General features: G+C 30.1%; 26 protein-coding genes. 19 read left to right on the forward strand and 7 right to left on the reverse strand.

Translation table 11 applies throughout. The features are described from left to right. The first annotated feature begins 1 nt into the window (after position 1). Positions 2-721, forward strand: a complete 720-nt coding sequence (gene gldF, locus H9I45_RS05335; protein ID WP_088353024.1) for a gliding motility-associated ABC transporter permease subunit GldF — start codon at positions 2-4, stop codon at positions 719-721. Continuing rightward, a complete protein-coding gene (gldG, locus tag H9I45_RS05340; protein WP_088353025.1) occupies positions 714-2,357 on the forward strand; it encodes a gliding motility-associated ABC transporter substrate-binding protein GldG in 1,644 nt (547 codons plus the stop codon). Before gldF ends, gldG begins: the two co-directional genes overlap by 8 nt. A gap of 192 nt (positions 2,358-2,549) precedes the next feature. On the opposite strand, the gene H9I45_RS05345 is transcribed toward gldG, so the two are convergent. Both H9I45_RS05345 and H9I45_RS05350 read right to left on the reverse strand, forming a co-directional pair. After that, entirely contained in the window at positions 2,550-3,314 is a 765-nt protein-coding gene (locus H9I45_RS05345; RefSeq protein WP_088353043.1) for an NAD(P)-binding domain-containing protein, read from the reverse strand. 32 nt (positions 3,315-3,346) lie between these two features. Next, positions 3,347-4,012, reverse strand: coding sequence for an MIP/aquaporin family protein (locus H9I45_RS05350; protein WP_088353044.1), 666 nt, complete (start codon positions 4,010-4,012; stop codon positions 3,347-3,349). 113 nt (positions 4,013-4,125) lie between these two features. Here H9I45_RS05350 and H9I45_RS05355 point away from each other — a divergent pair, with 113 nt between their 5' ends. Continuing rightward, complete coding sequence (locus tag H9I45_RS05355) at positions 4,126-5,061, forward strand: DUF2911 domain-containing protein (RefSeq protein ID WP_088353045.1); 936 nt, start codon at positions 4,126-4,128, stop codon at positions 5,059-5,061. 81 nt (positions 5,062-5,142) lie between these two features. Here the strand turns inward: H9I45_RS05355 and H9I45_RS05360 are convergent, their stop codons facing one another. After that, positions 5,143-5,421: a winged helix-turn-helix transcriptional regulator gene (locus H9I45_RS05360; RefSeq protein ID WP_088353046.1), complete on the reverse strand. Its 279-nt coding sequence runs from the start codon at positions 5,419-5,421 to the stop codon at positions 5,143-5,145. A 157-nt stretch (positions 5,422-5,578) separates the two neighbouring features. Here H9I45_RS05360 and H9I45_RS05365 point away from each other — a divergent pair, with 157 nt between their 5' ends. Then, entirely contained in the window at positions 5,579-6,091 is a 513-nt protein-coding gene (locus H9I45_RS05365; RefSeq protein ID WP_088353047.1) for a VOC family protein, read from the forward strand. Between the two features lie 91 nt (positions 6,092-6,182). Here H9I45_RS05365 and H9I45_RS05370 read toward each other — a convergent pair whose 3' ends face one another. The 3 genes from H9I45_RS05370 to H9I45_RS05380 all read right to left on the reverse strand — a co-directional run bounded on the left by H9I45_RS05370 (position 6,183) and on the right by H9I45_RS05380 (position 8,224). After that, positions 6,183-6,791, reverse strand: coding sequence for a thioredoxin family protein (locus H9I45_RS05370; protein WP_088353048.1), 609 nt, complete (start codon positions 6,789-6,791; stop codon positions 6,183-6,185). A gap of 3 nt (positions 6,792-6,794) precedes the next feature. Then, positions 6,795-7,331 carry a TlpA disulfide reductase family protein gene (locus H9I45_RS05375; protein ID WP_088353049.1) on the reverse strand — a complete coding sequence of 179 codons (537 nt, stop codon included), beginning with the start codon at positions 7,329-7,331 and terminating at the stop codon, positions 6,795-6,797. Between the two features lie 110 nt (positions 7,332-7,441). Next, positions 7,442-8,224 (reverse strand): S1/P1 nuclease, encoded by a 783-nt coding sequence (locus tag H9I45_RS05380; protein ID WP_088353050.1) that lies wholly within the window; start codon positions 8,222-8,224, stop codon positions 7,442-7,444. Positions 8,225-8,347: 123 nt separating this feature from the next. Here H9I45_RS05380 and H9I45_RS05385 point away from each other — a divergent pair, with 123 nt between their 5' ends. The 10 genes from H9I45_RS05385 (at position 8,348) to H9I45_RS05430 (ending at position 17,662) form a co-directional block, all read left to right on the forward strand. Further along, positions 8,348-9,208 carry an SPFH domain-containing protein gene (locus H9I45_RS05385; RefSeq protein ID WP_088353051.1) on the forward strand — a complete coding sequence of 287 codons (861 nt, stop codon included), beginning with the start codon at positions 8,348-8,350 and terminating at the stop codon, positions 9,206-9,208. A 122-nt stretch (positions 9,209-9,330) separates the two neighbouring features. Next, a complete protein-coding gene (locus H9I45_RS05390) occupies positions 9,331-9,489 on the forward strand; it encodes a DUF4177 domain-containing protein (protein WP_088353053.1) in 159 nt (52 codons plus the stop codon). Between the two features lie 2 nt (positions 9,490-9,491). Continuing rightward, on the forward strand, positions 9,492-9,995 hold the full coding sequence (locus H9I45_RS05395) for a hypothetical protein (protein WP_176397527.1): 504 nt from the start codon (positions 9,492-9,494) through the stop codon (positions 9,993-9,995). Continuing rightward, the gene (locus H9I45_RS16475) at positions 9,988-10,434 is read left to right on the forward strand and encodes a DUF1648 domain-containing protein (RefSeq protein ID WP_088353054.1); all 447 of its coding nucleotides are present in this window, start codon (positions 9,988-9,990) and stop codon (positions 10,432-10,434) included. The genes H9I45_RS05395 and H9I45_RS16475 overlap by 8 nt, the downstream gene beginning before the upstream one ends. Continuing rightward, positions 10,431-11,354, forward strand: a complete 924-nt coding sequence (locus H9I45_RS05405; RefSeq protein ID WP_088353056.1) for an alpha/beta hydrolase family protein — start codon at positions 10,431-10,433, stop codon at positions 11,352-11,354. The genes H9I45_RS16475 and H9I45_RS05405 overlap by 4 nt, the downstream gene beginning before the upstream one ends. Before the next feature lies 1 nt (position 11,355). Continuing rightward, positions 11,356-11,520 carry a type II toxin-antitoxin system antitoxin gene (locus tag H9I45_RS05410; RefSeq protein ID WP_088353058.1) on the forward strand — a complete coding sequence of 55 codons (165 nt, stop codon included), beginning with the start codon at positions 11,356-11,358 and terminating at the stop codon, positions 11,518-11,520. A gap of 204 nt (positions 11,521-11,724) precedes the next feature. Continuing rightward, positions 11,725-14,922 (forward strand): WD40/YVTN/BNR-like repeat-containing protein, encoded by a 3,198-nt coding sequence (locus H9I45_RS05415; protein WP_088353059.1) that lies wholly within the window; start codon positions 11,725-11,727, stop codon positions 14,920-14,922. Positions 14,923-14,925: 3 nt separating this feature from the next. Then, entirely contained in the window at positions 14,926-15,606 is a 681-nt protein-coding gene (locus H9I45_RS05420) for a DUF2490 domain-containing protein (RefSeq protein WP_088353060.1), read from the forward strand. Between the two features lies 1 nt (position 15,607). Next, on the forward strand, positions 15,608-16,912 hold the full coding sequence (locus tag H9I45_RS05425) for a DUF819 family protein (protein ID WP_088353062.1): 1,305 nt from the start codon (positions 15,608-15,610) through the stop codon (positions 16,910-16,912). A 39-nt stretch (positions 16,913-16,951) separates the two neighbouring features. Further along, positions 16,952-17,662 (forward strand): DUF4369 domain-containing protein, encoded by a 711-nt coding sequence (locus H9I45_RS05430; protein ID WP_088353063.1) that lies wholly within the window; start codon positions 16,952-16,954, stop codon positions 17,660-17,662. A 78-nt stretch (positions 17,663-17,740) separates the two neighbouring features. Here the strand turns inward: H9I45_RS05430 and H9I45_RS05435 are convergent, their stop codons facing one another. Next, positions 17,741-18,196, reverse strand: a complete 456-nt coding sequence (locus tag H9I45_RS05435; RefSeq protein WP_088353064.1) for a DUF4442 domain-containing protein — start codon at positions 18,194-18,196, stop codon at positions 17,741-17,743. A gap of 233 nt (positions 18,197-18,429) precedes the next feature. On the opposite strand from H9I45_RS05435, the gene H9I45_RS05440 reads away from it, so the two are divergent. From H9I45_RS05440 to H9I45_RS05460, 5 genes are all read left to right on the forward strand, one after another. Further along, positions 18,430-18,855 (forward strand): DUF4870 domain-containing protein, encoded by a 426-nt coding sequence (locus tag H9I45_RS05440; protein WP_088353065.1) that lies wholly within the window; start codon positions 18,430-18,432, stop codon positions 18,853-18,855. Between the two features lie 92 nt (positions 18,856-18,947). Further along, positions 18,948-19,292 carry a PadR family transcriptional regulator gene (locus H9I45_RS05445; RefSeq protein WP_088353276.1) on the forward strand — a complete coding sequence of 115 codons (345 nt, stop codon included), beginning with the start codon at positions 18,948-18,950 and terminating at the stop codon, positions 19,290-19,292. Further along, positions 19,285-20,964: a PspC domain-containing protein gene (locus tag H9I45_RS05450; RefSeq protein WP_088353066.1), complete on the forward strand. Its 1,680-nt coding sequence runs from the start codon at positions 19,285-19,287 to the stop codon at positions 20,962-20,964. The genes H9I45_RS05445 and H9I45_RS05450 overlap by 8 nt, the downstream gene beginning before the upstream one ends. A gap of 95 nt (positions 20,965-21,059) precedes the next feature. Next, positions 21,060-21,785 carry a head GIN domain-containing protein gene (locus H9I45_RS05455; protein ID WP_088353067.1) on the forward strand — a complete coding sequence of 242 codons (726 nt, stop codon included), beginning with the start codon at positions 21,060-21,062 and terminating at the stop codon, positions 21,783-21,785. A 74-nt stretch (positions 21,786-21,859) separates the two neighbouring features. Next, positions 21,860-22,384: a nuclear transport factor 2 family protein gene (locus H9I45_RS05460; protein ID WP_088353069.1), complete on the forward strand. Its 525-nt coding sequence runs from the start codon at positions 21,860-21,862 to the stop codon at positions 22,382-22,384. The last annotated feature ends 213 nt before the right edge of the window (positions 22,385-22,597 follow it).

The following is a 22,597-nucleotide window of genomic DNA, read 5'->3' on the forward strand; positions in this document are numbered from 1 at the left end:
AATGTTTGCTATTTTAAAAAAAGAATTCAACTCGTTTTTTGCTTCTCCAATCGCCTACTTAGTGATCGGAGTTTTTTTGCTGATAAATGGGTTATTTCTTTGGATTTTTAAAGACGATTTTAATATTTTAAATGCTGGTTTTGCAGATGTAAATCCGTTTTTTTATTTAGCTCCTTGGGTATTTTTATTTTTGATTCCTGCAATTACTATGAAAAGTTTTGCAGATGAATTCAGCAATGGAACCATCGAACTTTTAAAAACAAAACCACTTTCCGATTGGCAAATTGTAATGGGCAAATTTTGGGCTTCACTCCTATTGGTTGTTATTGCTCTAATTCCTACTTTAACGTATGTTTATACGGTTTATCAATTAGGAAGTCCTGTTGGAAATCTCGATTTCGGAAGCACCATTGGTTCTTACATTGGGTTACTTTTTTTTGCATCCACATATACTGCTATAGGTTTGTTTACCTCAACGATTTCTAAAAACCAAATTGTGGCTTTTATCTTAGGCGTTTTAATTTCGTTCTTATTGTTTTATGGTTTTGATTCCATTTCTAATTCTTTTGGAAGTAATTCTTTAACTATTAAAAAACTCGGAATTAACGAACATTTTAAAAGTATTTCACGAGGCGTAATTGATACAAGAGATATCATCTATTTTTTAAGTATTACTTTTTTCTTTTTATTCATTACTAAAACAAGATTAGACAATGAATAAAAACATAAAATACATCGCATTTTTAATTGTTGGTTTGGTTGTTTTAAACATTGCAAATCAATCTTTTTACAAACGTTTCGATTTAACTGCAGACCAACGTTACACACTTTCGGAAACAACAAACAATATAATTTCTAATGTTGATAGAAACTTATTTATAACGGTTTATTTGGAAGGAGAATTTCCTTCAGAATTTAAAAGACTACAAGTTGAAACGCGACAATATTTAGAAGAATTGGCTTCTGAAAATTCATTGATACAAATCAATTTCGAAAATCCTGATGACCAAAGAGAGGCTTTAATCAAAAAAAGAATGATGCCAAGCCAATTAACGGTTGAAGAAGATGGCAAACTTTCGGAAGCAATTATTTTTCCTTGGGCTGCACTTTCTTATGGTAAAAAAACAACCATTGTTTCTTTGTTACCAAACGCAATTATGGCTTCGCAAGAAGCACAATTGACAAAAGCAATCGAGAATTTAGAATATAGTTTTTCGAATGCAATTAATTCTATATCAAGAAATAATGAGAAAAAAATAGGGATTATCACTGGAAATGGAGAGTTGGAAGATATTTACCAATATAGTTTTTTAAGTGAAGTGGCTAAAAAATATCGTTTAGCGAAATTTACTTTGGATTCTGTGGCTATAAATCCGCAACAAACTTTGCAAGATTTAACAGGTTTAGATTTGGCAATTATTGCAAAACCAACTCAGAAATTTTCTGAGAATGAAAAATTTGTTTTAGATCAATTTATTGCAAATGGAGGAAAAACTTTGTGGATGATAGACAATGTGCAAGCAGACCAAGACAGTTTATTTAATGGTGGAAAAATGCTAGCATACCCAAGAGATTTAAACTTAACAGACTTGTTTTTCTCTTACGGAATTCGTGTAAACACAACATTGATAAAAGATTTATACGCATCAAAAATTCCTTTAGCAACTGGCGCAAGTGGAAATCAACCTCAGTTTCAAAATTTAGATTGGTATTTTCATCCCTTGGTTGGAGGAAACCCAAATAATCCAATTACCAAAAACATATCTCCAGTAAGGTTACAATTTGCAAACCAAATTGATACACTTAAAAACAACATCAAAAAAACACCTTTGTTAGTTAGTTCTGTTCTCACTCAAAAAGTAGGAACTCCTACATTTATTGAATTACAATCTATTGCTGAAGAAGTTGTAGAAACGGATTATAAAGATGGAAATCAATTATTTGCTGTTTTGTTGGAAGGGAATTTTAATTCAGCTTATAAAAACAGAATAAAACCTTTTAAAACGCCACTTTATAAAGAGAATGCAACTAACAATAAAATGGTTTTTATTGCTGATGGTGATGTTGGGAAAAATCAGATTTTAAAAGGACAACCTTTCGATTTGGCAAGAGACAAATGGACAAACGAACAGTTTGGAAATAAAGATTTCTTACTAAATACAGTCGATTATTTATTAGACGATGCTGGTTTAATGAACTTAAGAAACAAGTCTTTAAATATTAGAATGTTAGACAAACAAAAAGCATTTAAAGAACGTACTTTTTGGCAATTTTTAAATGTTGCTTTGCCTTTAATTTTGTTGTTCGGATTTGGGATTATTTTTAATTATTTGAGAAAAAAGAGGTATAGTAAATAGTGGTTAGTGGTTAGTGGTTAGTGGTTAGTGGTTAGTGGTTAGTGGTTAGTGGTTAGTGGTTAGTGGTTAGTGGTTAGTGGTTAGTGGTTAGTGGTTAGTGGTTAGTGGTTAGTGAAAATAAAAAGTTCTCGATACAATTTTCTCAAAAAAATGGAAAATCACTAAAATTAGCAAATCCTGAAACTTTGAAACTTAAATAGAAAGCAAATTATCATGAATAAACTCATACCCCAAAACATTCTCTAATTTACTTGAACTAATAATTTTCCATTCGTATTTTTCATTTTCCTCAAAAACTGGAGCTTCTAAACCTTTACTCATTCTTGCATTTACGTAAAACTCTTCTCTTGTTGGATGATGTGTTGAGCACGCATTAAATGTTTCGTTCCAACAATTCTGATTGATAATTGTATGAATAATCTCCATGCAATCTTCTCTGTGAATCATATTTACAAAACCTTTTGGTTGTGGGATTTTCTTTCCACCTTTAAACCAATTTGCTGGATGTCTTTGTCCCCCAAATAATCCTGCAAAACGAATTATTGTGGTTTCAAAAAACGTGTTTTCTTTGAATAAATTTTCAATTTCTACTAATGGATTGTTCTCTATAATTGCATCTTCTTCTGTCATTATTTTATTAATCCTTGGATATACAGAAGTAGAACTTATAAAAATTACTTTTTGGATAGTCGAATCTTGAATTTGAGAAATCAGGTTTTCAAAACCATCTACATCTTTAGAAGTGATTGCAATTATTAAAATATCAGAATTTAAAAAATCGTCAAACTCTTCGAATTCGGAGATATTTACCAAATAGGGTTCAATTCCAACAGACTCTAAATCAGTTATTTTTTCTTCTGAAGTTGTAGAACCTTTTACTGTAAAACCATCTTCCAAAAAAGAAACTGCTAATGGTTTTCCTAACCAACCACAACCTAAAATACTTATATTTTTCAATATTAATAATTTTTAAAATTCAATAATTAAAATTAGCAGTTTGGAGTGTCGCAACAATTATCGTCCTTAATTAATTTACAAGATATAACTGCCAATATTGCTCCTAAAATTGGCGCTAAAATATACATCCAAAGATGTTGTAAATTCCCTGAAACTACATTTGGTGCAATTGAACGAGCAGGATTCATGGATGCATTTGTTATTGGGCCAGCAAACATTGCTTCTAATAAAACAACTGCTCCTACTGCAATTCCAGCAATAATTCCCATTTCTTTACTTCCTGTGGAAACGTTTATAATTACAACCATTAAGAAAAAAGTAAGTAACAATTCCAATACAAAAGCACGCCAAACATCTACAGTTGGTATGGTTGCTCCAAGGTTTTCACTTGCTGGAAATAAAAACCATAAAATGAGACTTGCTAAAAATGCTCCTAAAATTTGAGCAACAATATATTTAGGAACTTCTTTCCAAGAAAACTTTTTGGCATATGCAAAAGCGATGGTAACAGCAGGATTAAAATGTGCTCCAGAAGTTTCGCCAAAGGCATAAATCATAGCCATAACTATTAAACCCCAAGTAATTGCAATTCCTACATGTGTAACTTCTCCACCAGTAACTTCGTTAATGGTCATTGCTCCTGTTCCACAGAAAATCATGGAAAATGTTCCTATAAATTCAGCGATGTATTTTTTCATAATTTGTCTTAAAAACGCAAAGATACATACCTTAATTTAAGATTTTGTTAACATTTGCCGTTTTTTGAAGTCGTAATTTTGATGTTATTACTAACTAATTATAATAACGAATCATGAAAAAAATTTCAATTAAATTTTTAAGTACACTTACTGTACTTACTTTGGTTTTCTTTACAAGTTGTCAAAATAAAGAAACAAAAGAAGAAACTCCAAAGGTGGAGACTAAAGAAGAAACCAAACCTGCTCCTGCTGCAAGAATTGCGGCTCCTGCACCAAGTCCGTTTTCGACTTTAGAGCAAAAAGTAGGTTTAACTGATGTTACTGTAGAATATTCTAGACCAAACATGAGAGGACGTACTATTTTTGGAGATTTAGTGCCTTATGGAAAAACTTGGAGAACAGGTGCCAACGCAAATACAAAAGTAACTTTTGGAACAGACGTTACTGTTAACGGAAAAAATGTTGAAAAAGGTACGTATGCATTATACACAGTTCCTAACCAAAAATCTTGGGACATTATGTTGTACAAAGATGCTGACAATTGGGGAAATCCAAAAGAATGGGATGATGCAAAAGTTGTAGCAAGTGTTGCTGCAGACGTTGTAAAAATGCCAATGAAAATTGAAACATTTACAATTACATTAGACGATTTAACAAACAATTCTGGAGTAATTGGTATTCTTTGGGAAGATGTGTATGTAGGGCTACCAATTGAAGTTCCTACAAGTAAAATGGTAATGGCTTCTATTGACGAAGTAATGAAAGGTTCGCCAAATGCAAGAGCATATTACGATGCTGCTGTGTATTTAAAATCTGAAAATAAAGATATCGACAAAGCAGTTACTTGGGTAGACAAAGCTATTGAAATGTCTAAAGACGATCCTAAATTTTATATGTTAAGACAACAGTCTTTAATCCATGCAAAAGCAGGAAAAACAGCAACTGCAATTGCAGCTGCAAAACAATCTTTAGAATTGGCTAAAAAAGCTGGTAATGACGATTATGTAAAAATGAACGAAGATTCTTTAAAAGAATGGGGAGCAAAATAAATTGATTTCCTTTCTTAAAATATTTAAAATCTCAAGTTTCGACTTGAGATTTTTTTTTTAATTTATGATAACTGAGTTTCGCTAGGAAGCTTTACAATCCTCAACTCCCCACTTATCTAAACTTCTCAAAATACTTTCAAGTGATTTCCCTCTATCGCTTAAACTGTACTCCACTTTAGGAGGAACTACAGGAAATATTTTTCTAAAAATAAGACCATCTTTTTCTAAATCTCTTACAGTTTGAGTAAACATTTTATTTGAAATACCCAGAATTTTCTTTTGTAATATTCCTGAACGTAAACCACCTTCTAACAAGTGAAACAGAACTAAAGGTTTCCATTTAGTCCCTATTAAATTCATGGTATAATTTAATGGACAACTATTTTCTTTATTCAAAATTTTATATTTATTATACTGATTTTCATTATTTTACTCGTTTTGGTAACTATACTACTTTTAAGTAAGTTATTGCCAACTAAGCAAATATAGATTAATTTTGTAATCTAAAATATAAATTATGACAATTAATAAAAATTATCCAAAATCATTTTCACATATCGGAATAACAGTTCCAAATATAAAAGAAGCTGTAAAATTCTATTCAGAAGTAATGGGTTGGTACATAATTATGGAACCTTCAGTAGTTAAAAAAGAAAAAGAAACCGCTATTGGTCAAATGTGTATTGATGTTTTTGGGAATGACTGGAAAGAATTTGAAATTGCTCATTTAGCAACTTCAGATGGTATAGGAGTAGAATTATTTTCTTTTTCAAATGGAATTAAAGAAGCACCTGAATTCAATCCTTTTAATACTGGTCTATTTCACTTTTGTGTACAAGACCCAAATATTGAAGAACTTATAACAAAAATTTTGTCCTATGGAGGAAAACAAAGAATGCCAATAAGAGAATATTACCCAAATGACAAGCCTTTTAAAATGTGTTATGTAGAAGATCCATTTGGAATTGTTTTTGAAATATATACACATAGTTATGAACTTACATATTCTTCTGGTGCTTATTCAAAATAGCGTACTTAATTACTCAAATATATAGAAATACTCAAACGAAAAAATCCCAAGCAAAGCTTGGGATTTAGTATATTTCAAAAAAGAAAAAACTCTACTGCACTTTAATAGAACAACCAATAGCTCTCGTCTCAGTTTTTTCTACTTTTTTTCCAGCTAATAAAGCATCCACAGCATTTTCTACATATTTTTCTGTAACAGAATCTTCATCTCTAGAACTGTTATCAATCGCTCCAATATATTGTACTTTCATATCTTTTTTAGTAACGATATAAACATGTGGTGTTTTTGTGGCTCCGAATTTTGGATACACTTTTTGTCCATCATCAAATAAATACGGAAATGTAAATCCTTTTTCGTCTGCTCTTACTTTCATTTTCTCGAAACTATCTCCAGAAACTGCTACAGGATCATTTGGGTTAATGGCAATTACAGGAAAACCTGCCTTTTTATATTTTTGGTCTAAAGAGATAATTCTATCTTCATTTGCCACAGAATAAGGGCAAGTATTACAGGTAAATATGATAATAAAACCTTTCGCAGAAGAATAATCTGATAAAGAAACTATTTTATTATCGATATTTTTTAGGCTAAAATCTTCAATTTTATCTCCGACTTTATAACCGTCTTTCTTGTCTGTTTTTAGGGTAAATGCAGTCAATGCAAATACACAGATTATTAATATTACTTTTGTAAATTTCATTTTCTAAGGATTTAAAAAGGTTTGTACTTCTTTCTCTAAAGTGTCGTATTCAAAAGATTGTTCGTAAAACATTCTTTTATTTTTATTATATATTAAAGTTGCTGGAATGGCTCCAGACCAATTTTTGTCAATTGCTTTTATCCAAACATCTTCGTTAATATCGTCTAATAAAATAACTTCCGATTGTAAATTTTTCTTCTGAATAAAAGGAATCAGTTTTTTATCTACCTGTTTTGGGAAATCTAAACTCACTAAAATAACTTCTACATTTTTATTAGCATATTCTTTTCCTAACTTTTCGAAAGATGGCAATTCTTTTACACAAGGTCCACACCAAGTTGCCCAGAAATTTATAACGTAAATTTTATCGTCATTTTTTTCTAACAAAGGTTTTAGTTCGTTGTAAGAATAGGATTTTACTGTCGTTTTGTTTTCTTGAACAACAGCTTCCTTTTTCACTTCTTTTTCTGTTACTTTTTCTTTTTTACAAGAAAATGATACTGTTACTAAAAGTCCAATAAATAATGCTTTCCACTTCATGTTTTAAAATTAATCATAAATAAAATAGGTTGTTAGTATTTAACGCATTCTTAACAAAAAAAGCTTCAAAAATAAATTTTGAAGCTTTTAAATATTGTATTAAAAACTGATTAACAAAAAATATCGTTCAATATTTTTGCCAAACGAATTCCTCCTATTTGTAGTTGATTTCTAACGGTTCCAAAATGGTCGTAAGAATATTTGTAGCGCAAGTTCTCTCCTACTTTAACAGACTTGTAAATTTCTTTGGTTAGTTCGTGCACTTCATTTACCCAATCTTCAATAGTTCCTTTTTCAATGGCTTCTATTTGTTTTTTAGATAAATATTTTGCGTTATCTGCCAACTCTAAATAACTCATATTCCATTCTTCAATCATTTTTGTGTCCCAAACTGCGTGTAAGTTTGTTCCATTTCCAAACCACTGAACCTGTATTGTATTGCCTCCTTTATCTTCTCTTTGACCAATATGCATTGGCTGATGCAAGTCTCCAATAAAATGAACCAACATTTTTAAATAGAAAACTTTGTCTGCTTCCGAGCTATTTTTGTTTTTTAAAACTGCGATACTTTTTTTAATCCCTGTAACCAAATCTCCTTCTGGATTCTTTTCTGCTTCTGCATATGTTTGGTCTAAATTCATATTTACATAATGCCAAGGATAAAATTCGTTATATTTTCTGTCGGATTTTATTTCGTCTGCAAATGTAGATACGAATGCCAAACTTTGCCCTTTTAACAATTTATCTATTTTCTTTTTTGCTCTGCGATTTAAATGATTTTCAGCAATTTTCCCTGTAGCTCTATGTCCATTTTGCCCCCAAAAGAGAGTTTCTTCTTTTGCAGATTTCGAAAAGAAAAGGAAAGATAAAAGAATAATTATTTTAAGCTTCATTTATAGGAATATTTATAATTCTGTGCGAAGTTATAAAAATAAATAGCATAATTATTTGGAAATATCAAAAATTTATTCATATCTTTATGATATCAAATTAACATCACTTTAAATCAACAACTCATGAAAGCAGAAAAAATCATCAAATTAGCAAACGGTTACTTAATGTTAGTAATTATTGCACTTTTATTCTTTGGAGGAATTGCAATGGTTATAAATACCGAAAACCCTATTTTCCTATTAGCGACATTGGTCGGTTTTATTGGTTTCTTTGGATTTATCCTTGTAAACCCAAATACTTCTAAAGTTATTTTATTATTTGGAAAATATGTTGGAACGATTAAAGAAAACGGATTATACTGGGCAAATCCTTTATATAGAAAAAAATCTATTTCTTTAAGAGCGAGTAATTTCGATAGTGAGCGTTTAAAAGTAAACGACAAATTAGGAAACCCAATTATGATTTCTACCATTTTAGTTTGGCGAGTTACAAACACATACAAAGCCGCTTTTGATGTAGATAATTACGAGAATTTTGTTCGTGTACAAACAGATGCAGCTGTTCGTAAATTGGCAAGTATGTATCCTTATGATAATTTTGCAGACGAGGGTCATGATGAAGATATTACTTTACGTTCAAGTGTAAACGAAGTTTCGGAAGCTTTAGAAAAAGAAATTGACGAACGTTTAACTATCGCAGGAATAGAAGTTTTAGAAGCTAGAATTGGTTATTTAGCCTATGCAAATGAAATTGCTTCTGCCATGTTAAAAAGACAACAAGCAACTGCAATTGTAGCAGCAAGACATAAAATTGTGCAAGGTGCAGTGGAAATGGTAGAAATGGCTTTAGAAGAATTAGATAAAAAACAAATTGTTGAATTAGATGATGAAAGAAAGGCTGCAATGGTTAGTAATTTATTAGTAATTTTATGTGGAGACAAAGAAGCTTCTCCTGTTGTAAATGCTGGAACTTTAAGTCATTAATTGGATTTTAAATCCCATCTTAATTTTCCCAAAGGGAAGAAACACTCAAAACTAAAAATATTAGAAATGTTATTTCGACCTTGTGGAGAAATCTCAACTTTGAAACTAAATTAAATTAAAAAATGAAAGAATATAAAGTAGTAACCTTAAAATTAGGTTTTAGAAATAGAGTTCAAAATTTTGAAGATTTATTAAACCAGTATGCAAGAGAAGGTTGGACTTTAAAAGAAATGCCAACAAATTGGAATGCTATAGTTTTAGAAAGAGACAAAAATAGATAAAAATGAAAGTTTTTAAAGAAGAACAACGTTTTACGCAAACTTGGCTAATTGTCTTAATGGTAGTGAGTTTAATTGTTCCTGTTGCTATTATTGTTCAAGAATATTTAAAAGATAACACTAAAATGACAACAACTTCTTTTGTATTAACACTAACAGGTATTTTTGCTTCAGCTCTTTTTATTTTTGCTTTTAAACTAAAAACAAGAATAGATGAACAGGGAATTCAGTATCAGTTTTTTCCTTTTCATTTTAAATACAGAAAAATTAATTGGACAGAAATAACTTCTGCAAAAGTTAGAATTTACGATCCTATTGGAGAATATGGTGGTTGGGGATTAAAAGGTGGCTCACTTTGGAACAAAGAAAAAGGAAAATGTATTAATGTTTCTGGTGATATTGGCATTCAATTAATATTTAAAAATGGAAAAAAATTATTAATTGGAACTCAAAAAAAAGAGGACGCAATTAATGTTTTAAAAACATATTTAACTAAAATCGATGCTTAAAAAACATAGGAATATTATTATTTTCTCTGCCATCATTAACATATTGTCTTGGTTTTATGTTATTTTTTCATACAATTCTTTACCAAATAAAATTGTTGGTCATATGGATTTTTCTGGACATGTAACAAGATATGATGACAAGAGTATAATTTGGATTTTATTGCTAATTTTTACTGCTTTAGGAATTTTTATTTTTTGGATCACCAGAAATCAGAAACAAATTAATTACAATATGAAAAGTTTAGATTCACAAAAAACAACAACACTCATCTCACTTCCTTACATATCAATATTAATGTTTTTATTAGTTTTTTCTATTATTAAAAAATCTAAATTTCCGTCTATAACTATACAATGGTTATTTCCTTTAATAATAATTATTACTATAATATTCTTAATTTTTTTATTTTCTGGTGTTTATAAAAATTTAAAATCATGAATAAATTTATATTACATATCGTTTTAAGCATTCTGAATACTTTTGTTGCATTTAACCAAATAAATACAGAAGAAATTCTAATTAAAAATGATAGTATACAATTACCAGGAACGTTAACATTTTCAGCAGAAAACCAACCTTTAATTATTTGGGTACATGGTTCTGGACCTATTGATAGAAATGGAAATCAGCCAGCGCAAAACGTAAAAGCAAATTACATTCAACAATTTCGAGAAGCTGTAAATAAAGAAGGAATTGCATTTTTTAGTTATGATAAAAGAACTGCAAATCCTAAAAACAGCAATTTTCTAAAAAATACCCTAGTTCGAGATTTTGCTTTAGATGCAGAGGAAGTTGTAAATCATTTTAAGAATGATAAGCGTTTTTCCAAAATCGTTTTAGCTGGGCACAGTCAAGGTTCGTTAACTGCAATGTTGGCATCTAAAAATGTAGATAAATATATTTCCATTGCTGGTGCAGGAGAAACAATTGATAAAACGATTGTTAAACAAATAAGTAAAAACAACCCAACTTTAGGTGAAGCTGCAAAAAAACAATTCGATACACTTAAAATCAAAGGAAAAATTGAAACTGTAAATCCGTTTTTAATAAGTGTGTTCTTAAAGAGAAATCAGCCCTTCTTATTATCTTGGATGGAAATTAACCCAATTACTGAAATAAAAAAATTAGAAATCCCTGTTTTAATTTTAAATGGTGACAAAGACATACAAGTAAAAATTGAAGATGCAAACGCATTAAAAAGTGCAAAACCAAATGCAGATTTTGCAATTATAAAAAACATGAATCATGTTTTGAAAACAATCGAAAAAGAAGAAGATAATTTGAAATCGTATTTTTCTCCAGATTTTCCAATCTCTGAAGAATTAATTAAAACAGTGGTTTCATTCGTAAAAAAATAAGATGGCAAAGAAAAAAGCTTTCGCATTGCGAGTTAACGAAGATATGATTAAGGCTATTGAAAAATGGGCAGCAGACGAATTTCGTTCCACAAACGGACAAATAGAATGGATGTTAATGCAGGTTTTAAAAGATGCTAAAAGAGATCCTAAAAAAAAGGAAGAATAAACCAAACAAGGTTTTAAATTTATAGTAAAAATAGAGATTTCTCAATTCCACTTCATTTCATTCGAAATGACATAATAATTGTCATTTCGACCTTGTGGAGAAAACTAATTAAACAAATTTGTTAAAATAATCGCTCAATTTTTATTGAGCGTTTTCTATTTTGTATATTGTTGGCTATTATTAAAAATCTACAAACTTATTATAATGAAAAAACTAATCACACTACTTTTTTTATGCACCACTTCTCTACTCTTTTCACAAGAGTTTTCTATGGATTTGGTAAAAAATATGAAACCAAGAAATATTGGTCCTGGAGGAATGTCTGGACGTGTAACTACAATAGATGTTGTGGAAACTAACCCAGAAATTATGTATGTTGGAACAGCCTCTGGTGGAATTTGGAAATCTACTTCTGGTGGCGTAAAATGGGAACCAATTTTCGAAAAAGAGTTAACAGCTTCTATTGGTGCAATCGCAATTCAGCAATCGAACCCAAGTGTAATTTGGGCAGGAACTGGAGAAGGAAACCCTAGAAATAGTTTAAATGGTGGTTTTGGAATCTACAAATCTTTAGATGCTGGAAAAACTTGGAAAGCAATGGGTTTAGAAAAAACACGTCATATTCATAGAGTTATAATCGACCCAACAAACCCTAATGTTGTTTACGCAGCTGCAATTGGCTCTCCTTGGGGCGAACATAAAGAACGTGGCGTTTACAAAACTGTGGATGGTGGAAAAACTTGGAAACAAATACTATTTACTAATATTAGATCTGGAGCTGCAGATTTAATTATGGACCCAAAAAATCCGAATAAAATAATCGCTGCAATGTGGGAACATAAACGTGATCCATGGTTTTTTAAATCTGGTGGAGAAGGAAGTGGATTATATATTACACATGATGGTGGAGATAATTGGAAAAAAATTACAGACAAAGAAGGTTTTCCAAAAGGTGAATTAGGAAGAATTGGTGTTGCAATTGCACCAAGTGAACCAAATGTAATTTATGCTTTGGTGGAGGCTAAAAAAAATGCACTTTATAAAAGTGAAGATGGAGGTTTTAAATGGAAAAAAATAAACGACAAACCTGGTATTGGAAATCGTCCTTTTTATTATTCAGAAATTTATGTAGATCCACAAAACGAAAATAGAGTTTATACGGTTTTCACTTACGTAAACGTTTCTCAAGATGGTGGAAAAAACTTCAACCAATTAATGCCTGCTTATGGTGTAGATAATGGTGTACATCCAGACCATCATGCTTGGTGGATTCATCCAAATAATGGGAAATTTATGATCGATGGAAATGATGGAGGATTAAATATCACAAAAGATGGTGGAAGATCTTGGCGATTTATAGGAAACATTCCTGTGGCACAATTTTATCATATTAATGTGGATAATGAATTCCCATACAATGTATATGGAGGAATGCAGGATAATGGTTCTTGGAGAGGTCCAGCTTATGTATGGAAAGCGCAAGGAATTAGAAATTCGTATTGGCAAGAAATTAGTTTTGGAGATGGTTTTGATGTAGTTCCAGATAAAGACGATTCTAGATATGGTTGGACAATGAGCCAGCAAGGTTCAGTTTCACGATTCGATTATTTAACAGGAAACAATTATGGAGTAAAACCAACTCATAAAGATCCTAATGTAAAATTACGTTTCAACTGGAATTCTGCCATTAATATCGATCCTTTCGATAATAGTACATTATATTTTGGAAGTCAATATGTACATAAATCGACAGACAAAGGGTTAACTTGGAATGTTATTTCACCAGATTTATCTACCAATAATCCAGAAAAATTAAAACAAAGCGAAAGTGGTGGTTTAAGTATGGATGCAACTGGTGCAGAAAACCACTGTACAGTTTTAGTAATCGAACCTACTCCTTTAGAAAAAGATGTTTTATGGGCTGCTACAGATGATGGGCAGGTTCACATAACAAAAAATGGTGGAGAAAGCTGGACAAATGTTGCCAAAAACATTAAAGGTTTGCCTGAATTTTCTTGGATTACACAAATAAAAGCATCCAATAAAAATAAAGGTGAAGCACTTTTAGTTGCCAATGATTATAGGCGTTTTAATTATACACCTTATGCATACAGAACTAAAAATTACGGAAAAACTTGGGAACGTATAGTAGATGAAAACGATGTACAAAGTTATACTTTATCTATTATTGAAGATCCTGAGAACGAAAATTTACTGTTTTTAGGAACTGACGATGGTTTGTATATTTCTGTAAATGCAGGAGAAAAATGGACAAAATGGACCAATGGTTTTCCAACTGTTCCTGTAAAAGATTTGGTAATTCATCCTAGAGAACAAGATTTAGTAATCGGAACTTTTGGACGTGCAGCATGGGTTTTAGATGATATTCGTCCTTTAAGAGCACTCGCAACGAATAACAAAACTTCAAAAAGGTTACAATTGTTTCAACCTCCAATCGCATACCAAGCAGCATCTCAACAACCAACTGGAAGTAGATTTGGTGCAGATGCTTTGTATCAAGGAGAGAACCGAAAAAGAGGCGCTATTATTTCTTATTATATTGATAAACCTGTTGAAAAGAAGAAAGACAAAAGTGATAAGAAACAGGACAAAAGTGAAGCTAAAAAAGATAAAAACCAAGTAAAATACGATTCTATTAAATTAGAAATTTTTGATGGCGCTCGCCAAATTAGAACTTTAAAATTTAAAGCTCCTAAAGAAAGCGGAATTCATAAAACCACTTGGTATTTAAGAGAAAAAGGAGTTGCAAGAGCTTCTCGAAGAATTAGTAAATCTAAAAGAGAACCAGGAGGTGTAACTGTAAAACCAGGAACGTATCGTTTAAAAATGACGTTTGGAAATGAAGTTTCTGAGCAAAATATTAAAGTTGAATTTGATCCTAGGTTACAAATTTCTGAAACAGCTATCAATCAAAAATACAACGCAAGTAAAGAATTGGAATTTTATCAAGAAAAGATTGCAAATGTTGTAGAACAATTAGTTGAAAGTAAAAATACTGCAAGTTCAATAAAATCTGATTTATCTAAAGATGATAAGAAAAAATATAAAACAGAAATAAAATTGTCTACAGATATAATTAAAAAAATTGATGGATTAATCGCTAAATTCTTAGGTACTATTGATAAAAGACAAGGAATTACTAGAAACCCAGAAATCACTGTAAATCAGCGTTTTTATCAAGCAAGTAGTTATATTCGTTCTCGTTTTGGAGAGCAAACTTCAACAGAAACTGTTTTAATAAATCAGTTTAAAGAGGAGTTTAAAAAAGTCGTTAGCGAAACGAATGCCTTTTTTAATAACGATTGGATCAAATACAAATCAGAAACTGAAAATATTAAAATTTCTCCTTTTAAAGAAACTAAAATTTATTCAACAAATTAAAATATGCGTAAAATAATTTTTTTATTCAGTTTGACTTTTATCATTTTTAATACTCAAGCTCAAAAATTACCTGAAAATCAATTAGGAACTTGGTATATGTATAATGGTTCTCATAAATTATCTGAAAAATATTCATTGAAAACAATGGCGCATTTTAGGTATTTTGAAACTGCAAGTGAGTTTCAGCAAGAAATATACAGACTAGGTTTAAATTATAAATTCAACCCAAAAACAAATGTTACTTTGGGTATGAGTTACGCAACAGGAGATTTAGCTTACGATACTTCTTCCGCAAATTTATATGAATATCGTTTTTATGAGGATTTGAATTTAAATTCGAAATGGGGAGTTTTTAATGCAAGACATCGTTTTAGATTTGAACAAAGATTCATCCATAAAAATATTAATATAGATCAGTTTCAAAATTGGATTCGTTACGATTTAAATGTAAGTTATCCTCTTTCGGAAACTTGGAGTGTATATGCTTTTAATGAAATATTTTTAAATTTAAATAAGTCTAAAAGATTTGTTCAAAATTGGACTGGTGCAGGATTTATTCATAAATTGAATAACAACATCAAATTAAAAGCGGGTTATTTCCAAATTAAACTCCCTTCTAAAGTTTTAAAAAGATTACAATTTGGTATTATTTTAAACACAGATTTTTCTAAAAAAACAAGCTAATATGGAACCCATTTTTACAAACGATGCTATTGTATTTGGTATTTTAATGCTCTCTTTAGGATTTGTTTTTTATACAGAAAGTATAGAAAAAGGCTTTTGGCCAAAGTTTTACAAAATTGTTCCTGGTTTATTTATGGCATATTTTATACCTGCTATATTTACAACAATTGGCGTTATTTCTCCAGATTGGGAAACCACAAATGCCACTGGAGAAATTGTAAAAGGGAATTCTCAATTATACTATATAGCAAGTCGTTTTTTATTACCTGCAGCTTTGGTTTTAATGACTTTAAGCATCGATTTAAAAGCTATTTTTAATTTAGGTTCTAAAGCATTAATTATGTTTTTTACAGGAACTGTAGGAATTATTATTGGTGGGCCTTTAGCGATTCTCTTAATTTCTATATTTTCTCCAGAAACTGTTGGGGGCGCAAACTTCGATGCTGTTTGGAGAGGACTTTCTACGTTAGCTGGAAGTTGGATTGGTGGAGGCGCAAACCAAACTGCAATGCTGGAAATTTATAAATACAATCCTGCAAAATATGGAGGAATGGTGTTTGTAGATATTGTAATAGCAAATGTTTGGATGGCTGTTTTATTAATAGGAATTGGTAGAAAAGATAAAATTAACAAATGGTTAAAAGCAGATACTTCTGCTATTGAAGAATTAAAAGAAAAAGTTTCTTCATTTGCTCAAAAAGTAAAGAGAAATCCTACTTTAACAGATTTAATGATTATGTTAGCGATTGCTTTTGGAACTGTTGGTTTCGGACATTTTTCAGCAAAATATTTAGGTGCTTTTTTTAATGATTTTGTAGCTTCTATGGAATCGCAAACTTGGAGAAATATCTTTTCTTTTTTAGGATCTAGCTTTTTCTGGCTCATTAGTATATCTACAATTGTAGCAATTCTATTGTCTTATACAAAAGCAAAAAATTACGAAGGTGCAGGTGCAAGTAAATTAGGAAGTGTTTTTATTTACATTTTAGTTGCAACTATTGGTATGAAAATGGATTTAAAAATGATTTTCGATAATCCAGGCTTAATTGCCATTGGTTTTGTTTGGATGAGTATCCATGCAGGTTTATTGGTTTTAATTGCTAAATTAATAAGAGCTCCTTATTTCTTTTTAGCAGTTGGAAGTCAAGCAAACGTTGGTGGTGCTGCTTCTGCTCCAATTGTAGCACAAGCTTTTCATCCTTCTTTGGCTACTGTAGGTGTTTTATTAGCAGTTTTTGGATATGCAATTGGTACAGTTGGCGCAATTTTATGTACAATTTTAATGGAATTAGCGGCGAACATTTAAAAAATTAAAGCATATTTGCAATCGAAAATTTTTAAGATTATGAAGAAAATAATTGGGTTTATATTAATAGCTATTTTAGCTGTTGCGTGTTCCACTAAGAAAGATGGAAACATGATTGTTCAAGGAAATATTAAAGGTTTAAAAAAAGGAACTTTATACTTACAAAAAATGCAAGACACTGCACTAGTATCTGTAGATTCTGTAAAAGTTTCTGGCGATGGGAATTTTAGATTAACAGATAATGTAGAATCTCCAGAAATGTATTACGTAACTTTTAATGGAAATATTACTAATAAAAGAATTTTATTTTTCGGAGATAAAGGAACAATTACAATAAAAGATAATATCGAATTATTTGGTTTTAACCCAGAAATTACGGGTTCTAAAAACCAATTGGTTTTTAACGATTATATGAAGATAAATTCGAAATTTCAAATTCAAAGTTTAGAGTTTGTTAAAAAAGAATTTGATGCGAAAAGAGATAATGATAAAGATTTATTAGAGAAATTAGATAAAGATTATCGAAATATGATTAGAAGAAGGTATTTATACACCACTAACTTTGCATTAACTAATGCAGATTCTGAAGCAGCACCATATATTGCTCTAACTGAATTATACAATGCTAATATTAAATTATTAGACACTATTAATAATTCGTTATCTGAAGGTGTAAAGAATTCTACTTATGGAAAACGTTTAGATACTTACATTAAAGGTATAAAAGAGAAAGAAAAAGAAAGAAAATAAATAATTCTTTTTTTTTAAAAAAAATTTATTATAAAACCAAGCTCTTTTGCTTGGTTTTATTTTTAAAAAAAATTAAAATTACTGTTTCACTCTCACACTCCAGTTAAACTGAAATTTAGAAACGACTACTCCATCTTCATTTTTTCCTTCCGATGTTAAAACAACTAATTGTCCTTCTCCAGTTTTTATAGATTCTTGGATTGCGCTTCTAATTTCATTTCCTCCTTTGCAAGTAAATAAAATTTTGCCTGTTGCTTTTTTATAGAAATCTGCTTCTTGGTGCGTAACCAACATCGATACTTTTCTCTTAGAATCGTCAATTGCTTTCATTACCAAAATACCAGTTGGCATTTCTGCAGCCATTCCTTGTGCAGCCCAAAACATACTTCTAAACGGATTTTGGTTTAACCATTTGTGTTTTATAGAAACTACAACTTCAGTATCTGTAATCGAACGAACTCTTACACCTCCAAAATAGGCCAAAGGAAGTTTTACGAGGTTAAAAAGATTGACTTTTCTTGGAGTAAATTTCATTTTTATTGTAATTTTTGAAGCAATAATAGTTTCTTATTGAAATTATTTAAAAGCACAATATACTTAAAATTAATTTATAAAACTCAATAACAGTAATTGTTTCAGCTCTTTTTATGTTGAAATGAATTAAAAATAATAATGTTAAAAAAATGTTAATTATAGTACTATGCATTGCATAATACTATCTTTAAGATATATATTTGCATAAGAAAGTATTATATAGATTTAATAAAATGAAACAAAACAACGAAAACACCAACGCATTTTTAATACATTTATCTGCATTTGCAGGTTTTATGTTTCCTTTCGGAAATATAGTAGCACCATTAATAGCTTGGCAAACTTTAAAAGATAGAAGTCTTTATTTAGACGAACAAGGTAAAGAAGCTGTAAATTTTAACATCAGTTATACCTTATATGTTTTTATTATAAGCATTGCATTTGTTCCATTTGCATTTGGTTCTATTTTTAGAAACTTTAGAAATTTTAACAATATAGATATCAACTTAAATTTCGATAATCTTTTTGGATTTATAGGTTTAGGTTCTATTGCAGGCATTATTTACTTTATAGGAATTGCCTTGGTAATTATTGCATCCTTAAAAGTAAAAGATGGAGAGAATTACAAATATCCATTTACCATAAAATTTGTAAAATAAAAAAAAATGAAAATGAGATTTCAAAACATAAAATTAACGTCCTTAATTTTCTTCAAAATAAGAAGATTAGTATGGACTCAACCAACAAATACATGAAAATAGAAAACACAAAAGCACAAATGCGAAAAGGTGTTTTAGAATATTGCATTTTATCCATCTTAAAAAATGGCGATGCTTATACTTCTGAAATTCTTTCCACATTAAAAGGTGCAGAAATGATTGTGGTTGAAGGGACCATTTATCCATTATTAACACGTTTAAAAAACGCAGGCTTATTAACCTATAGATGGGAAGAATCTACTTCTGGACCACCAAGAAAATATTACGTTTTAACCGAAAACGGAGGCATGTTTTTAAAAGAATTAGATAAAACATGGAGTAATTTAATCAATTCAGTAAACCAAGTAATCAGCAAAAAACCAACTACAGATGAATAAGACAATAAATATTAATTTAGGCGGATTTTTCTTCCATATAGACGAAGTCGCTTATCAGAAATTAAAAAGATATCTAGAATCTATTTCTAGGTCTTTAAGCGACGATCCTCAAGGAAAAAATGAGATTATTGCAGATATAGAAGCACGAATTAGCGAACTTTTATCAGAAAAAATTACAGACGCAAGACAAGTCGTTAACGAAAGTGATATCGACGATATTATCGCAATTATGGGACAGCCAGAAGATTATGCAGAAGCAGAAGAAGCGTATGATAATTCTAGTTACTCTTACACAAGAAATAGTGCCTCTGGAAAAAAACTATTTAGAGATGGAGACGATAAATTTATAGGTGGTGTTGCATCTGGTATTGCACATTATTTTGATGTTGATACGATTTGGATTCGTCTTGGACTATTAGCATTATTCTTTGGTGCTGGTTTTGGGGTAATTTTATACATTATTCTTTGGATTTTACTTCCTGAAGCAAAAACAACTGCCGAAAAATTACAAATGGAAGGCGAACCTGTAAACATCGATAATATCGAAAAAAAGATTCGAGAAGAATTTAATAATGTTTCCGAAAATGTTAGTGTTTTTGCAAACCAAGCTTCAGAAAAAATAAAAGATGGTGCAAACGAGTTTTCAGAAAAAATGAGTAAAACCTTTAGAGCAAAGACAAAAAAAAATAACGGACTGCAAGATTTTTTAAATGCATTAGGCAATATTTTCTTAGTACTTTTAAAAGTAATTGGAAAATTTATAGGAGCCATCTTAGTATTTGTGGCAGCAGCAGTTATTTTATCTCTTATTATTGGAGGGTTTTCTGTAGGTAGCTTAGAATTTTTAAATTTTGGAGAAGAAATATTACAATATCCAGAGTTTTTCTACGCATCAAAAATACCAATGTGGGTATTAACATTGTTTCTTTTTTTATTAGTTGGAATACCGTTTTTAGTCTTATTCGTATTAGGTTTAAGAATACTTTCTAGCAGTGTAAAACAATTTAGCAAAACAACTTCTTTAACTCTTTTAGGAATTTGGATTATTGCTTTATTAGGAATCATTTTTGCTGGTTTGGAGTTTGGAGCTTCCCATGCGAATTATGGCCAATCTGTGGAGAAAAATACTTTAAACATTCAAAGTAATGATACGTTAGTTTTAAAAATGAAGAATGATGATGCTATATATTATCAACATAATTTAAGAAGAAGTTCTCGAAAATACAAGGTTGAAATTGACGACAAAATAGCAGTGTATTCAAATGACGTAGAAATAGATGTAAAAAGAAGTGCTACAAACGAAACGTACATTGTAGTGCAAAAAGAATCTCGTGGAAAAAGCAGAATTTTGGCAAACAAAACTGCCGAAAAAATTGAGTATAAGTATGAGGTTACTGGAAATGAAATTGTTTTCGATGCATTTTTCTTATCTGATGTTACCAATATTTGGAAAGACGAAGAAGTAGATATTACTGTGTTTATTCCAGAAAATATGACCATTTATTTCGATAATTCTGTAAAGAACTTCATCTATAATATTAAAAATGATGAAAAAATTCGTGATAGAAATATGCTTGATAGATATTTTACAATGGGTAAAAGCATTTTAAAGTGTACAGACTGTGTAAAGGAAGAGGAAGAATTAGAAGAAATTGAAAAAGAAACAATTTAAATTACATTTCAGCATAAAATTTACACAGTTGGGCAACTAAACTTTTGTTGTAATCGTCTATTAAGAGACTTTTACAATCTAAACAAACCATAATCATGAAAAAATCAATCAACAAAATTGTCGCAATTCTTTTTTTAGCAACCGTATTTACATCTTGTGGAGTCGATATGTTTAACAGAGTTAATGGAAATAGAAATGTAACGATTGAAGACAGAAAAGTAGACGAAAACTTCTCTGGAATAAAAGTAAGCTCAGGAATCGATTTATATATTACACAAGGAAATACAAACGAAGTAACCATTGAAGCAGACGAAAATTTGCATGAAATTATTATTACAGAGGTAAATGATGGTGTATTAAGAATCTATTCAGAGAAAAATATTTGGAAGGCAAAAGCCAGAAAAGTACATGTAGCTGTTAAAAACTTAGATCTTTTAACAGCCACAAGTGGAAGCGACGTTTATGGAAAAGGAGTTATTAAAACTCAAGAGATTTCAATCTCCGCAACAAGTGGTGCAGACATTCAAATAGAAGTAGATGCAGAAAGTGTAGAAACTGCTTCTACAAGCGGATCTGATATTTACATTTCTGGAATAACAACCAACCATGCTTCTAGTGCCACAAGTGGAAGTTCTATAGATGCATACGAATTAAGAAGTGCAAATGTAATTGCGAAAGCTACAAGTGGTGCAGACATTAACATTTTTGCATCCGATAAAATTGAAGCAAAAGCAACAAGTGGTGGAGATATCGACTTTAAAGGAAACCCTAAAAAAGTGAATAAGAAATCTACTTCTGGAGGAAGTGTTTCTAAAAAATAAACTTATTTCAATCAACCAAAACCAAGATTTCTTGAGGCTAGCAATAGCCTCAAGTTTTCAAAACCAAACCAACTATGAAATCTCTTTTAGATCCTTTTAAGGATTCTGTACTCATTAAAATTATCATGGCAATTCTTATGTTTTTGTTTAGCTTATTTAGCAATGCGCAAGAATCTAAAAATTCAGAATTGTACCAAATATTAAAATCTAAAGACAGTACAATTTTCGAAAATGCTTTTAATAATTGTAATCTTAAAAAATTAGAGCCAATAATTTCAGATAATTTTGAGTTTTATCATGATATTGGTGGCATTCAAAACAAAGAACAGTTTCTTGAAGCTGTAAAAAACAACATTTGTTCCAAGCCAGATAACCATGCCAGAAATCTTGTAGAAAATTCTTTAGAAGTTTTTTCGATGAAGAAAAAAGGACAATTATATGGTGCCATCCAAAAAGGGAAACACACCTTTCAAGAAAAACAAAACGGAAAATTAACAACAGTGGGTATTGCAGATTTTACACATCTTTGGATACTCGAAAATAAAATTTGGAAATTAAAAAGGGTTTTAAGTTATAACCACAAACCTTATTCCTATTAAAAATTTATTAGAAAGCTAACTTCTAATATGGTTACTAATACTTGGTTTTATTAGTTTACTTGGTAAGACGTCGTTTTGTAAAAAACGGCGCTTACTTTTTTATATACTAATCTTGTTTCAATATCTTATATTTTGTTTTTATATTTAAATTAAATAGTTTCAATAAAATTAATAAAAACAAAAACCTGACAACCTTTGCTAAAAAAATTAACA

It is taken from the genome of Polaribacter haliotis, assembly GCF_014784055.1.
Classification (GTDB): Bacteria; Bacteroidota; Bacteroidia; order Flavobacteriales; family Flavobacteriaceae; genus Polaribacter; species Polaribacter haliotis.

Coding starts and splice junctions, on each gene's coding strand:
- H9I45_RS05450 (WP_088353066.1), top strand. CDS start 19,285: ATGAATAAGACAATAAATATTAATTTAGGCGGATTTTTCTTCCATATA.
- H9I45_RS05445 (WP_088353276.1), top strand. CDS start 18,948: ATGAAAATAGAAAACACAAAAGCACAAATGCGAAAAGGTGTTTTAGAA.
- H9I45_RS05405 (WP_088353056.1), top strand. CDS start 10,431: ATGAATAAATTTATATTACATATCGTTTTAAGCATTCTGAATACTTTT.
- H9I45_RS16475 (WP_088353054.1), top strand. CDS start 9,988: ATGCTTAAAAAACATAGGAATATTATTATTTTCTCTGCCATCATTAAC.
- H9I45_RS05415 (WP_088353059.1), top strand. CDS start 11,725: ATGAAAAAACTAATCACACTACTTTTTTTATGCACCACTTCTCTACTC.
- H9I45_RS05430 (WP_088353063.1), top strand. CDS start 16,952: ATGAAGAAAATAATTGGGTTTATATTAATAGCTATTTTAGCTGTTGCG.
- H9I45_RS05425 (WP_088353062.1), top strand. CDS start 15,608: ATGGAACCCATTTTTACAAACGATGCTATTGTATTTGGTATTTTAATG.
- H9I45_RS05420 (WP_088353060.1), top strand. CDS start 14,926: ATGCGTAAAATAATTTTTTTATTCAGTTTGACTTTTATCATTTTTAAT.
- H9I45_RS05380 (WP_088353050.1), bottom strand. CDS start 8,224: ATGAAGCTTAAAATAATTATTCTTTTATCTTTCCTTTTCTTTTCGAAA.
- H9I45_RS05435 (WP_088353064.1), bottom strand. CDS start 18,196: ATGAAATTTACTCCAAGAAAAGTCAATCTTTTTAACCTCGTAAAACTT.
- H9I45_RS05385 (WP_088353051.1), top strand. CDS start 8,348: ATGAAAGCAGAAAAAATCATCAAATTAGCAAACGGTTACTTAATGTTA.
- gldF (WP_088353024.1), top strand. CDS start 2: ATGTTTGCTATTTTAAAAAAAGAATTCAACTCGTTTTTTGCTTCTCCA.
- H9I45_RS05360 (WP_088353046.1), bottom strand. CDS start 5,421: ATGAATTTAATAGGGACTAAATGGAAACCTTTAGTTCTGTTTCACTTG.
- H9I45_RS05355 (WP_088353045.1), top strand. CDS start 4,126: ATGAAAAAAATTTCAATTAAATTTTTAAGTACACTTACTGTACTTACT.
- H9I45_RS05410 (WP_088353058.1), top strand. CDS start 11,356: ATGGCAAAGAAAAAAGCTTTCGCATTGCGAGTTAACGAAGATATGATT.
- H9I45_RS05440 (WP_088353065.1), top strand. CDS start 18,430: ATGAAACAAAACAACGAAAACACCAACGCATTTTTAATACATTTATCT.
- H9I45_RS05370 (WP_088353048.1), bottom strand. CDS start 6,791: ATGAAATTTACAAAAGTAATATTAATAATCTGTGTATTTGCATTGACT.
- H9I45_RS05455 (WP_088353067.1), top strand. CDS start 21,060: ATGAAAAAATCAATCAACAAAATTGTCGCAATTCTTTTTTTAGCAACC.
- H9I45_RS05460 (WP_088353069.1), top strand. CDS start 21,860: ATGAAATCTCTTTTAGATCCTTTTAAGGATTCTGTACTCATTAAAATT.
- H9I45_RS05365 (WP_088353047.1), top strand. CDS start 5,579: ATGACAATTAATAAAAATTATCCAAAATCATTTTCACATATCGGAATA.
- H9I45_RS05395 (WP_176397527.1), top strand. CDS start 9,492: ATGAAAGTTTTTAAAGAAGAACAACGTTTTACGCAAACTTGGCTAATT.
- H9I45_RS05375 (WP_088353049.1), bottom strand. CDS start 7,331: ATGAAGTGGAAAGCATTATTTATTGGACTTTTAGTAACAGTATCATTT.
- H9I45_RS05350 (WP_088353044.1), bottom strand. CDS start 4,012: ATGAAAAAATACATCGCTGAATTTATAGGAACATTTTCCATGATTTTC.
- gldG (WP_088353025.1), top strand. CDS start 714: ATGAATAAAAACATAAAATACATCGCATTTTTAATTGTTGGTTTGGTT.
- H9I45_RS05390 (WP_088353053.1), top strand. CDS start 9,331: ATGAAAGAATATAAAGTAGTAACCTTAAAATTAGGTTTTAGAAATAGA.